This window comes from Brevibacillus sp. NPDC058079 (assembly GCF_042885155.1).
In the GTDB taxonomy this organism is placed as follows: Bacteria; Bacillota; Bacilli; order Brevibacillales; family Brevibacillaceae; genus Brevibacillus.
Map to the genome: position 1 here is coordinate 399,953 of NZ_JBHVSO010000004.1, position 12,785 is coordinate 412,737.

At 51.2% G+C, this 12,785-nt stretch carries 14 protein-coding genes; all 14 read right to left on the bottom strand.

Annotation, left to right across the window (positions count from 1 at the left end; all coding sequences use genetic code 11):
* Window positions 1–11: 11 nt before the first annotated feature.
* Complete coding sequence (locus tag ACFVS2_RS15115; protein WP_173616694.1) at window positions 12–839, bottom strand: methyl-accepting chemotaxis protein; 828 nt, start codon at window positions 837–839, stop codon at window positions 12–14.
* Window positions 840–923: 84 nt separating this feature from the next.
* Window positions 924–2,111 carry an ABC transporter substrate-binding protein gene (locus ACFVS2_RS15120; RefSeq protein ID WP_390235150.1) on the bottom strand — a complete coding sequence of 396 codons (1,188 nt, stop codon included), beginning with the start codon at window positions 2,109–2,111 and terminating at the stop codon, window positions 924–926.
* Window positions 2,112–2,145: 34 nt separating this feature from the next.
* A complete protein-coding gene (locus tag ACFVS2_RS15125) occupies window positions 2,146–2,889 on the bottom strand; it encodes an ABC transporter ATP-binding protein (RefSeq protein WP_390235153.1) in 744 nt (247 codons plus the stop codon).
* Between the two features lie 22 nt (window positions 2,890–2,911).
* Window positions 2,912–3,673 carry an ABC transporter ATP-binding protein gene (locus tag ACFVS2_RS15130; protein WP_173616696.1) on the bottom strand — a complete coding sequence of 254 codons (762 nt, stop codon included), beginning with the start codon at window positions 3,671–3,673 and terminating at the stop codon, window positions 2,912–2,914.
* On the bottom strand, window positions 3,670–4,698 hold the full coding sequence (locus ACFVS2_RS15135; protein WP_173617004.1) for a branched-chain amino acid ABC transporter permease: 1,029 nt from the start codon (window positions 4,696–4,698) through the stop codon (window positions 3,670–3,672). Before ACFVS2_RS15135 ends, ACFVS2_RS15130 begins: the two co-directional genes overlap by 4 nt.
* Window positions 4,698–5,576 (bottom strand): branched-chain amino acid ABC transporter permease, encoded by an 879-nt coding sequence (locus ACFVS2_RS15140; RefSeq protein WP_106656170.1) that lies wholly within the window; start codon window positions 5,574–5,576, stop codon window positions 4,698–4,700. Before ACFVS2_RS15140 ends, ACFVS2_RS15135 begins: the two co-directional genes overlap by 1 nt.
* A gap of 134 nt (window positions 5,577–5,710) precedes the next feature.
* Window positions 5,711–6,538 (bottom strand): phenylacetic acid degradation operon negative regulatory protein PaaX, encoded by an 828-nt coding sequence (paaX, locus tag ACFVS2_RS15145; RefSeq protein ID WP_016741468.1) that lies wholly within the window; start codon window positions 6,536–6,538, stop codon window positions 5,711–5,713.
* 172 nt (window positions 6,539–6,710) lie between these two features.
* A complete protein-coding gene (locus ACFVS2_RS15150) occupies window positions 6,711–7,133 on the bottom strand; it encodes a thioesterase family protein (protein ID WP_390235156.1) in 423 nt (140 codons plus the stop codon).
* 27 nt (window positions 7,134–7,160) lie between these two features.
* A complete protein-coding gene (locus ACFVS2_RS15155) occupies window positions 7,161–8,360 on the bottom strand; it encodes a thiolase family protein (RefSeq protein WP_390235159.1) in 1,200 nt (399 codons plus the stop codon).
* Window positions 8,361–8,393: 33 nt separating this feature from the next.
* Window positions 8,394–9,593 (bottom strand): thiolase family protein, encoded by a 1,200-nt coding sequence (locus ACFVS2_RS15160; RefSeq protein WP_390235161.1) that lies wholly within the window; start codon window positions 9,591–9,593, stop codon window positions 8,394–8,396.
* A complete protein-coding gene (locus tag ACFVS2_RS15165; RefSeq protein ID WP_173616700.1) occupies window positions 9,590–10,345 on the bottom strand; it encodes a 3-hydroxyacyl-CoA dehydrogenase family protein in 756 nt (251 codons plus the stop codon). Before ACFVS2_RS15165 ends, ACFVS2_RS15160 begins: the two co-directional genes overlap by 4 nt.
* Window positions 10,329–11,186: a 3-hydroxyacyl-CoA dehydrogenase family protein gene (locus ACFVS2_RS15170; protein WP_144619243.1), complete on the bottom strand. Its 858-nt coding sequence runs from the start codon at window positions 11,184–11,186 to the stop codon at window positions 10,329–10,331. The genes ACFVS2_RS15165 and ACFVS2_RS15170 overlap by 17 nt, the downstream gene beginning before the upstream one ends.
* A gap of 22 nt (window positions 11,187–11,208) precedes the next feature.
* Window positions 11,209–11,988, bottom strand: a complete 780-nt coding sequence (locus ACFVS2_RS15175) for an enoyl-CoA hydratase-related protein (protein ID WP_390235165.1) — start codon at window positions 11,986–11,988, stop codon at window positions 11,209–11,211.
* A gap of 9 nt (window positions 11,989–11,997) precedes the next feature.
* The gene (locus ACFVS2_RS15180) at window positions 11,998–12,771 is read right to left on the bottom strand and encodes an enoyl-CoA hydratase-related protein (RefSeq protein WP_390235167.1); all 774 of its coding nucleotides are present in this window, start codon (window positions 12,769–12,771) and stop codon (window positions 11,998–12,000) included.
* Between the last annotated feature and the right edge of the window lie 14 nt (window positions 12,772–12,785).

Below are 12,785 nucleotides of genomic sequence, written 5' to 3' on the forward strand. Positions count from 1 at the left end.
TAGGGACTCTCCTATTCTCCACGCCCAGTTATTTCTGCTGCCTTTTTCAATTGCTCGGTCATATGCCGCAGCTCTTGCATGACTGCATCCAGCTCCTGTATTCGCGTTGACTGCTGTACGCTGTGATTCATCGTCTTCTCCATTTCGCCCGTTACCGTCCCGACGAGTGCATTCATTTCATCTAACAGACTAAAAATACCCTTCGCTGAAGTAGCGGTTGTCTGGGAAAGCTGACGGATTTCCTCTGCGACCACGGAAAAGCCGCGACCAGCAGAACCTGCACGTGCCGCTTCGAGGACGGCATTCAATCCGAGTACATTGGAGCGCGTTGAGATATTGCGGATCAATTCGTTGATCTGGGTCGTTTCTGCAATTTTCAGTCCTAATTGACCCGCTGCATCACTCAGTGTGTGGCTAGCTTGTGCCAAATGGTCCGCGTCCTTTGCCAGACTTTCTGTGTGCTGAGCAATATTTTCCAGCGCGTCAGTCAAGTTTTGAGCCAAGCCGTGCAAGCGATCCTCTTGATCAGTCGTCACGCCTGTCGCCAAGCAACCGACTACTTGTCCATTTTCGACAAGCGGATAACCAACTGCGATATAAGGAATGCCGTAGAGCTCTTGGGAAATCTTCTTCACGACCCGCTTTCTCTCTTTTACAGCCGTCGCATTAATACTCCCCGGGCGCAATTCGTCTCCTACTCGAATTCCCAAGTTCAAGCCCTGTGCCGGATAATAGGCGAGAAACTTCTCTTTGTCAGTGACTCCTACCATACATTCGGACAAAAATGCCTTTTGTAAAATCGGTGCGACCATTAAGACACTATTCAGCAATTGAGACATGCATGATCCTCCTACCCTTCTGATGAAAACAACGATTCCCCCCGCATTCTTCTTCAGTACGCGGAGGGAACGAACTTCTTTCACTTATTTAACGAGCTGGAATTTTCCATCCTTCACTTCAACCATGATCATACTATCTTCCGTCAGACCGTTATGATCATCAGCCGTGAACTTGAATTCTCCGGTTACCCCTACGTATTTCACCTTTTCCAATACTTCGCCCAGTTTGGATGTGTCGCCGCCTGCTTGCTTCAAGCCTTCCACGAGCAAATTCAAGCCGTCGTATCCGTATCCCGCGAAGCCGTCTGGCTGTGTATTGTAGGCAGCTTGATAGCCATCCACGAATTTTTTGATGATCGCAGATTGCGGATCGTCTGCCGCTACTTGTTCAGGAATGAGCAGTTTTCCAGCTACCATCAGGACACCCTCGCCTGCGTCTCCAATCAGTTCGAGGAATTTGCTGTTCGCAGAGCCATGGCTGCTAATGATCGGAATAGTGAGGTTCAGTTGCTTGGCTTCCTTCACAATCGTAGCGGGTCCAGGGTTCGTACCTGCCACAATCAGCGCCTGCGCATCAGTCCCTTTGATCTTGGTCAATTGGGAGCTCATGGACGGATCTTTTGTGCCGTATTTTTCTTCCGCTATAATCGTGATTCCGTATTCAGGCGCATATTTTTGCAATTGCGTCGTCCAGCCACTTCCGTATGGATTGCTGTCATTGAGCGTAGCAATTTTTGTAATGCCTTTTTCCTTCAAATATTTAAAAATTCGCTTCGTTCCGTGCACATCCGTGTGCGGTGTTTTGTAGATGCCTGCACGAACCGGATTGGTGATTTGGTTTGCCGCTGCCATCGAGATCAGCGGGAGCTTTTCTGCTGCGGCATATTCAGCCATCCCGAGAGACGGACCGCTGCCTGAGGAGCCTAGTACAGCTACGACTTTTTCTTTCGAAGCGAGCTTTTTGATTGCTTTTACTGCTTCCGTATTATCAGACTTGTCGTCTTCAAAAATGACTTCCACCGGTCGGCCATCCACACCGCCTGCACCGTTGATTTCTTTTACCAACAGCTCTACCGCCTGCTTCTCCGGTACGCCGAGCGGACTGTTCGGACCAGTCAGAGAGAAAATAGCGCCGACCTTGATCGGGTCCTTACTAGCGCCACCAGTGCCTGACTCTGCTGCTGGCGTAGCGCCGCCTCCACAGGCGCTCAAGAATACGAGCGAAGCGACTGCTGCTGGAAATAGCCATTTTTTGAATGTTTGTTTTTTCATGGGTGTTCCCCCTCATGTATGTGGTTTATCTTTGTCAAACAGCTTCATGTGAGCTTCCCAAATAAGCAGATTGTACACGCGGGTCATTGCTAATCTCGTCTGCGTTCCCTTCCAGCATGACGGTGCCCGTACTGAGTACGTATGCCCGGTCGGAAATAGCGAGCGCTGCGCGAGCATTTTGCTCGACCAACAGCACCGTGGTGCCCCACTCCGAGCGAATCTCCTGCACAATCGTCAGGATTTCTTTGGCAATCAGTGGAGCCAATCCTAGAGAAGGCTCGTCCAACAAGAGAAGCTGCGGTCGAGACAAGAGCGCTCTGCCAATGGCGAGCATCTGCTGTTGCCCCCCAGAAAGCGTTCCCCCGAGCTGCCATTTCCGCTCTGCCAAAATGGGAAAACGTTCATACACCGTCTCCATTTCTTTGGCAATTTCCTTTTTGCTCGTCTTGGGCATCCGATGCGAAGCACCCAGCCACAAATTATCCTCCACGGTCAGCGTCGAAAAAATTTGTCTGCGCTCTGGTACATGCGCCATGCCCCGGGGTACCACCAGCTCCGCAGGGACACGCGTAATATCCGCGTCACGAAACCAAATCTTCCCTTCCTTGTCGCCGTGCAAACCGCAGATACAGTTCAAAAGCGTCGTTTTGCCTGCCCCATTTGCGCCTAACAGGGAGACGATCTCCCCTTCGTTCACTTGTAGAGTAATACCGTGCAGCACTTCTACCGGACCGTAGCGAGCCGTGATGTTGTCTACTGTAAGGACTGTCTTCCCCATCATGTTCCACCTCTTTCGCGCTTCATTCTGCACCCAGATACGCCGCAATCACTCGTGGGTTCTCCTGAATCTCACGCGGGGTTCCTTCTGCGATTTTTGATCCTTGATCCAATACAACGATACGGTCCGCAATCGTCATGATCATGTCCATGTCATGCTCCACTAGCAAAATAGCCGTTCCGTTGTCTCGAATCTCGCAAAACATGCGGCTCATCTCCGCCGTCTCGGTATGATTCAGACCCGCAGCAGGCTCGTCCAACAAGAGCAGCCGCGGCTTGGCTACCATCGCACGGGCAATCTCCATCAGCCGCAGCTTCCCGTATGGCAAGCTCCCAGCCAGCGAGGACGCTACCTCTGCCAGCCCAACATTCTCTATCCACGTCTGTGCCTGCTCCTGCATCAGCTTCTCTTCCTTGCGGGACTTTGCCAGATTCATGCCGCAGGAAAAGAGACTCGCGCTTGTCTTGGTATGCATGCCGACCATCACGTTTTCCAAGACGGTCATATCGTCAAACGTTTGGAGGTTTTGAAAGGTTCGCGTGATGCCCATTCCGGCATATTCGTAGCCTTGCACACGCGTCAGCGGCTGGCTGCTAAAGCGAATCTCTCCTTCCGAAGGCGGGATCACACCCGACACCATGTTGAGCACGGTGCTTTTCCCAGCGCCATTCGGACCGATCAGCGCGAGAATCTCACCTTCCCGCACCTGAAAATCTACTTGATTCACTGCCCGTACACCGCCAAAATCACGAGAGAGCTTTTGCACATCCAAAAGTGTTGTCATGTTGCAGCCTTCCTTTCCACCTGCTGCTTTCGCTGTGCTTCGTCAGCCATGGCCTTCGCCTTTCTCGCCTGCCCTTTTTCGAAAGCAGCCCGGATGCGCGGAACCAATCCTTCTGGCATGAACATAATGAACAGCACGAGAATCGCACCGAATACAATCGTGTCCACATCCCCCTGCAAGCCCGGCACCACTTCACTCATGAGGACCAGCCCTTCACTGATAAAGCCAATCAGGATCGCCCCGATCAAAGCGCCCCAGATGCTTGTCATCCCGCCGATGACGACCATCGTGAGAAACTTGATCGACTCGTGCAATCCGAACGGCTGTGGATCGAGAATTCCCATGTAATGCGCGTACAAGCCGCCGGAAATACCAGCGAACATGCCACTTACTACAAAAGCATTCAGCTTGAACTTGCGGACATCAATTCCCATCGAGGTCGCGGCAATCTCACTTTTGTGAATCGCCCGAAACGCTCTGCCGACACGTGAATTCAAGAGATTAAGTGAGAAGAGCAGCACACAGGTGACGACTCCCCAAATCAGAAAGTACATGGATAACTCGCTTCCACCGAAGAAAGTCATCTGCGGAATGCTGATCATCCCGTTTGCTCCCCCGGTGACCGACTCCCATTCCGTAATCCCGATCTGGACGATGTAGCCAAATGCTAGTGTCGCCATCGCGAGGTAGTAGCCTTGCAGTCCCGCTATCGCCCGCCCGAGGATAAAGGCGAATAACCCTGGAACAATCGCAGCAGCTATGAGGCCGATAAATGGCGGCAGCCCGTACTTCGTCGTCAATACTGCCGACGTATAGGCGCCTATCCCCCAAAACGCTGCTTGTCCCAGCGAAATTTGTCCCGCCAGTCCCATCACGAGGCAGAGCCCGATGGTTACGATTGCTTGAAGACCGATAATAATTCCGACAGAACGATAGTATTCATCTGGCATAACAAATGGGAAAAGAATCATCAAAAACAGGTAGATTCCTATGCTTTTACCCCACTTATCGATGATCTGCTTCATCATAGCCCTCCTTTTCCAACGCTGCGTTCTCCAAAGATGCCAGATGGCTTAATTAACAGCATGCCGATCAACACTAGAAAGGCGATTGCGTCCTTCATACCGGAACTGATGTAGCCAGCCCCCAGCGATTCGACGATACCGAGTAAAAATGCCGCTACAGCTGCACCCAATGGATTTCCCAGTCCGCCAAGAATAGCCGCGGAAAAGCCTTTGATCCCGAGAAGCACGCCAATATCGTAGGACGTTACGGAAAGAGGTGCGATCACGATTCCTGCAATCGCTCCAGTCGCTCCACTGATAGCGAAGGCCAGCATACTCATCTTTGTCGGGCTAATCCCCATCAGGCGAGCTGCCATCGGGTTGACCGAACAGGCGTTAATTTTTTTACCGAGAATCGTCTTGTCCATCAAGTACCAAAGTAGAAAAAGAATGATAAGAACAGCAGCCAAAATCCAGATACTTTGTTGTGCGATCATCACGCCGCCGATCGAGATCGGCTCATTGCTCGTAATCGGTTCGAGTGCAAACGCATCTTTTCCCCAAATAAAGCTGGCAATGCCTCGAATAAGTGTCGAAATACCTATCGTCAAAATAATCAAACTAATTGGATTAGCTTTTTTTACGTAAGCGATTACATATTTCTGCATCAAAACTCCGATCAAAGTGACCATGAGGATCGCGAGCAATGCCGCCAACCCATACGGAAGATTCATACCTATCAAGGCGACTGTAACCATTCCGCCCAGCATCAAAAATTCACCCTGCGCCAGATTAATCACCTTGCTTACGTTGTAAATCGTGATGAAACCAACCGCTACGATCGCGTAAATCCCGCCACTGACGAGGCCGTTTGCAACGTACTGCAGCAATTCCGTCATATTCGTGCTGTACCCCCTTTGATTCGCGTCCACCAAATTACACCCAAGTAAAACGCTTACATTTTAAATAATGGAAAAACGATTGATTGAAAAAGACCCTAGACGTGCTAGGGCCTTTCCTTCGCAGCTTTCGCCTATGCGGATGGCGCAGCTTCATACACGGTCTCGAAGAATCGTACTGCCCCTGGATTCAATAACTGGTAGTAATTTTGGAACAACTGATCCGCCTCTTTGCCCAACCACAGCTCTGGCAACAATTCCTGCGGCAAATCAGGATCGATGAACAAGAACTTGCGGTATTGGTGGACGAGCTTTGTCTTTTCCACGAAGCAATGGCTGTCTGGAACTTCTTCCCCATTGCTAAGTTTGGCAGAAAGCTGCTCGTATTCTTCTCGGTAGGCATCGATGAAGGCCTTGTATTTTTCATTGATTTCATCGATATCCCAGCATTTCTGTACGAGCTGTTTCGGATTGCTCCAGCCCATATGCTCTGATGTAAAAATCTCGACATACTCCGTAATCTCGTGTGCTTCCGTCAGGTCCTTTACGCGATCACTGAGGTTATTCGGGCTGATCCATGTGCTGGTCGTCAGCATCCCGAAGCCCATCCAGCCCAGCTCCTTGCGCAGTTGATCACGCAGCGCTCGACGCTCCTCTGGGATGTTGTAGCTGGCAATGCACCACTTGCCGTCCCACACATCTGTCTCGACCTTATAAATACGTGCCGCTGCCTCTTCCAGCCGCTTTTTGCCGCGCTCGGATACCGAGTAGAAGCTGCGGTTCCCTACTTTTCGCGATTCCAGCCAGCCTTGGCGAAGCATCCGGGAGATTGCTGCACGAACAGCTGGCTCCGACAGTCCGAATTCCCCCATCAGCTTGGTCAGACTACCAATCCAGATTTCGCTTCCATAATGGCGGACGTATTCACCGTAAATTGTAAAAAGCATGGATTGTGGCTTCACGTTTCTTCTACCCCCAAATCGATTCATACCTATTAGCTGTGTGAAATTGTACCATATTCTGTAGGAAGTGCGTGAATCGATCGAGAGTATATGACGATAAAATCGTATAACGTAATTTAAACGTAATTATAGTAAAACATTTTAAAAGAGTCAATTTATTCTGTCAAATTTGTTATTTCCCATTTACTTCCTGATTGATCTCTGCTTGCAAGACCTCAAATCGACGCTTGATCTCGTCCTTTTTGAAGATGGCCTGGACGAACGTCCCGAGTCCTACACGATTACGCGTAGTGTCCGCCGTAACCTCGCACACTACGCGTTTTTCGGTAACCTGCACACAGGTAGCTCGGAACGTGACCTCCTGACCAATCACTGCTGGGCCGACATGCTTGATATCTACAGCAAATCCCGAGCCCTCTTCATCGGCTTCCAGGTACGGTAAAATAACGCGTCTTCCCGCCCACTCCATGTAATAAATCATGCTGACGGTCGACATCACGGGATGCACGACTTCGCCTTCAAAAACAGGCAGCATGTCCTTTGTCACTGTCACAGTAAACTCTTCCGTCGTACCCGGCTGCAGTCTATCTATCAAAAGTACCTGCCTCCCTATCTACCCAAGCTACACACGCTCGATAATCGTCGCAATGCCCTGTCCAACTCCAATGCACATCGCTGCCAACCCGTAACGGGCATTACGACGCTCCATTTCATACAGAAGAGTAGTAAGGATGCGTGCTCCGCTACACCCGAGCGGATGGCCCAAAGCAATCGCTCCGCCATTTACGTTGACGAGATCAGGGTTGACCCCCAGCTCGCGTACGCTCGCTACTGCCTGCGCCGCAAAAGCTTCGTTGAATTCGAACAGATCAATCTGCGTAAGTGACAAGCCCGCTTGCTTCAGCACTTTACGTGTAGCAGGTACAGGTCCAATTCCCATCACGGAAGGATCTACACCAGCCACTGCGGATGCAACGATTCTTGCACGAGGCTTCAAGCCGGCTGCAAGAGCCGCTTCCTGTTCCATAATGAGCAGAGCGCAGGCTCCATCGTTTAGACCACTGGAGTTGCCTGCTGTGACGCTGCCATCTGCTTGGAATGCTGGTTTCAGCTTTTGCAGCTGTTCGATAGTCGTCTCCGGACGTGGATGCTCATCGTGTTCAAACAGCGTGACCTCACCTTTGCGCCCTTTCAGCTCTACGGGAACGATCTCGGCATCCCACTTTCCTTTTGCCAAGGCATGTGCATAATTTTGCTGACTGCGCAAAGCAAACTCATCCTGCGCTTCGCGGCTAATGCCGTATTGCTCCGCTACCTTCTCTGCTGTTTCACCCAAGCTGATCGGTGGATACATTTCTTTCATTTTTTCGTTAACCAATCGCCAGCCCAACGTCGTATCGACCAACTGCTGATTGCCGCGCTGAAAAGCCGTGCCAGGCTTCATCATCACCAGCGGAGAACGCGTCATGCTCTCTGTACCGCCCGCGATATAGAAGTGACCTGCTCCGGCTTTGATTGCATTCGCGCTTTGATTCACAGCCTCCAGACCTGAGCCGCACAGGCGATTCACAGTCACTCCCGGCACCTCGACAGGTAGTCCCGCCAACAGAAGTGACATACGCGCGACATTGCGGTTGTCCTCCCCAGCCTGATTGGCACAGCCCATGATAACATCATCTATCGTCTTCGGATCGATGGAGTTGCGTTCCAACAGCTTTTGAATCACCAATGCGCCCAGGTCATCCGGGCGCACTTCCTTCAACGCACCACCAATACGGCCGATTGGCGTGCGCACAGCATCTATGATGACTGGTGTACTCATTCTTCCACTCCTTCCCTGCACGAGGGCTTTTTTCTATAGCGCTTCTACTAACGTGGCCAATCCTTGGCCGCCGCCTATGCACAACGAAACGATTCCATATTTCTTTTGGCGACGTCTCAGCTCGAAAAGAATCGTACCTGCCAGGCGGGCACCGCTCATTCCGAGTGGATGACCCAACGCGATTGCTCCACCGTTTACATTGGTTTTCAAAGGATCCAGTCCCAGCTCGCGCATGCAGGCGAGTGACTGAGAAGCAAAAGCTTCATTTAACTCAAACAGGTCGATTTGATCTACGGTCATGCTCGTTTCTGCGAGCAGCTTGCGAATCGCAGCGACCGGACCAATGCCCATAATGCGCGGATCAACACCAGCACTGACGAAATGAACAATGCGCCCCAAAGGAGCGACGCCTGTCTTTTGCAGCATTTCTTCATTCATCAAGAGCAAAGCCGCTGCGCCATCGTTGATACCGGAGGAGTTGCCTGCTGTGACGCTACCATCTTTTCGGAAGGCAGGTCGCAACTTGGACAATGACCCCACACTGGAATCTCTTCTTGGGAATTCATCCGTTTCAAACAGCGTTTCTTCCCCTTTTTTCCCTTTTAACGTGATTGGAATGATCTCTTCGCGAAACAGACCTGCATCTATCGCGTTAATAGCCCGAGACTGACTCTCTGCTGCAAAACGATCCTGATCCTCGCGACTGATGCCGAATTGCTCCGCAACGTTTTCCGCTGTATCTCCCATGGTCAAATCTCCATAAAGCGAAACAGGAGCAGAACGTGGTCCGCCAAAAGACTCGATCAATGTCTGTCCGCCACGTTGATACGGCTGCTCGAATTTTTCCATGATGTACGGTGAACGAGTCAAATTCTCTACACCGCCAGCCAGCATGACCTGACTATGTCCCGCTTGGATGGACTGCGCAGCCAAATTGACTGCCTCTAGCCCGGATGCACACACCCGATTCACAGTCAGTCCAGGTACGGTGTCAGGAAGCCCTGCTTTCAACAAACCAACGCGTGCAATGTTAATAAACGGTCCGGCCGATATGACGTTACCCATGATGACCCCATCAACAATCTCACCGGATTGTCCTGCCTTCGCAAGCGCTCCATTCAAGACAATGGCTGTCAGGTCGTCGATGGGGGTGTTCTTCAGACTTCCGCCCATCTTGCCGATTGGTGTACGTACTGCTGCTGCTACGTACACCTCCTTGTTAGTCAAGCTCATGCCTCTACACCCACTTTTTCTTCGTACGTGTAAAAGCCTTGCCCACTGCGTACGCCGACACGCCCTGCCAGCACCAGCTTTCGTAATAGCGGCGCTGTGCGATAACGCTCCTCGGCCAGATCGCGCTGCAAACCTCTCGATATCGCAAAAATTTCATCCAACCCGATGCGATCTGCCCATTCGAGAGGGCCGTATGGATAGTTGGTTCCTTTTTTCATCGCGATATCGATATCGGTAGCGGTTGCTGCTTTTTCCATCAGAGTAAAGGTAGCCTCGTTGATAATGAGTGTTAAAATGCGCGGGAACACGAGACCTACCTCGTCATTTACAGTTTCCGTCGCTTTTCCGAGCGATTGAAAGAAAACGTCCGTTGCTTGAATCGTATCCAGCTCCGTTTGCAGGGCAGGGGCAATCTCGATCAGCTCCCGTTCAACCAAGGGTACGAGCGTTCCAAATCCGCAAACGCGTTCAGGATGCTGTGTCCAGGACGCTACTTCTGTAGCTGTAATCGCGAGCGAAGTCGTGATGATCGGTACGTTTGGTGGCAATAGGTCATCCAGCTCGCGTACCTGCCTCTTTTTCGCCTGCATATCGACGCTATTCACTTCCACTGCCAATTCAACCAGCTCAGGTTCCGCCATCGCTTCTGCAAGCGTAAGCACCTGGTAGCCTCTTTCTACCATCAGATGATTCAACTCTGCGTACAGCGGGCTTGTGCCCACGAGCAATACAGCCTTATTTGTTGTAGTCATAGAAGCCTTCCCCCGTCTTTCTGCCCAGGCTGCCGGATTGAACCATTTGTTGCTGAATCCGGCTAGGCTTAAATCGTCCTTCATGGAAGAAGTCGGTATAGACCGATTTGGTGGTGGCAAAATTGATGTCGATGCCAATCATGTCTTGCAGCTCAAACGGTCCCATTTTGAATCCGCCAGCCAGCTTCATGATGCGGTCAATCTGCTCCACACCTGCCACATGATCACCTAAGATACGCAATGCTTCATTATAGTAAGGCCGCGCGATTCGATTGACGATAAAGCCAGGGGTGTCCGTCACCAGAACAGGCACCTTGCCCAACTCTTGCGCAAATCGATACGCCACCTCCACATTTTCCTCGCTTGATTTTTTCCCGCGAATAACCTCAACCAAGGGCATGACGGGTGCCGGATTGAAAAAATGAAATCCGAGAATGCGCTCGGGATGCGAAAGTCCTCCTGCAATCTCCGTAATCGAAATGGAAGAAGTATTCGTTAGTAAAAGGGCATCCTCTCTGCAAATCCCAGAAAGCTGGCTGAAAATGCTTTTTTTCAAATCGAGACGCTCTGGCACCGCTTCGATGACGATATCGCAGTCTGCCAACTGCTCTATTTCCGATACGAGATGGACTAGCTCTAAGGTCTCTGTCATTTCTTGTTCACTGATTTTGTTTTTCTCCACGTCTTTTGTCAGGATCGATTCCAAATAGACAAGCGCTTTGTCCAGCACCGCCTGATTTGCATCCAGCAGCATGACCTGATGTCCTTTGCGAGCACAGACGAGAGCGATCCCCGCTCCCATTGTTCCCGCCCCGATGACGCCTACTGTTTTTATACTCACTTGGGCTTGCCTCCCTTCGCCTCTAACGGCCTGTAAAACGAGGCGCACGTTTTTCCATGAAAGCGGTGACCCCTTCCTTATGATCCGCTGTGCTGCCAGCCGCCTCTTGTGCAAAAGCTTCATATTCTAAGGTCTCTTCCAACCCCATCTCAAGCCCTTTGTACATCGTGCGCTTGATCAAACCAATTCCCTTCGTCGGCAGTGACGCCAGCTTGCGCGCATACACCAACGCATCCTCCATGAAGCTCTCCGCAGGGTACACTTGATTGACCAATCCAAATCGCAGCGCTTCCTCAGCGGATACCTTTTCCCCCGTCATCGCCAGCTCCAACGCCTTGCCGATCCCGACGATGCGCGGCAAGAAGTAGCAACCTCCTGAATCGGGAACGAGCCCGATGTTAACAAAAGCATTGACGAAGGATGCCTTTTCCGATGCCAGGCGAATATCGCATGCCAGCGCAACACTCATACCTGCACCTGCTGCTACACCGTTTACCGCTGCGATGATCGGCTTCTCTGTTTTTTGAAACTGGAGGATCATTGGATTATAACGATCCCGCAAGAAACCACCGTAATCCACATCTCCTCCCCCAGAAACGTCACTGAGATCCTGCCCCGCATTGAACGCCCGCCCTGCTCCGGTAAGAACGATGCAACGCACATCCGCATCCTTCTGCGCTTGCTTCAACGCATCGGTGATTTCCTTGTTCATGACGGCTGTAAACGCATTGAATTTGTCCGGACGGTTCAAGGTCACTACTGCTACGCCTTCTGACACTTCATAAAGAATCGATTCGTACATGGCCGCCTCCTAATTTCCCGTAAAACGGGGTTTGCGCTTCTCCAGAAAAGCTTGCATGCCTTCTTTTCGATCTTCGCTTGCCAAAAGAAGATAAAAGCTGTTTCGCTCGTAATCCATTCCCTCTTGAAGGGGGAGATCACCAGCTTTGTACACGGCTTTTTTGATGACCTGTACCGCGAGCGGCGGCTGCTGGGCGATTTGCTTCGCCAGCTTGAGCGCTTCCTGATAGTACGCCTCCACTGGAACTACCCGATTGACCAGTCCGTATTTCAACGCTTCTTTGGCCGAAATCGGTTCACCTGTGAGCAGCATCTCTAGTGCTTTTCGCTCACCTACCACACGCGTCAGACGCTGTGTACCACCAGCCCCAGGCATGACTCCCAGCTTGATTTCCGGTTGACCAATGACGGCTGTCTCCGAAGCGATCACAATATCGCAGTTCATCATTAATTCACAGCCACCACCGAGCACAAAGCCACTGACGGCACCAATAATCGGCTTGGAGATGAGTGAGATGCGATCCCAAACCGCGAACTGATTGCGCTTCATGATGTCGATGGCTGATGCTTCCGCCATTTCATTAATGTCGGCACCCGCTGCGAACGCCCTCGCGTTGCCAGTCAGGATGATCACCCGAATCCCCGGGTCACGGTCCATTTGCTCCAGCTGGTCAACCAATTCGTCGACGAGCTGCAAATTCAGTGCGTTTAGAATCTTCGGTCGATTCAACGTAATGATACCGACACCATCTTCACTGGCTACGCTAATATATTCATAGGCCATGAACTGTCACACCC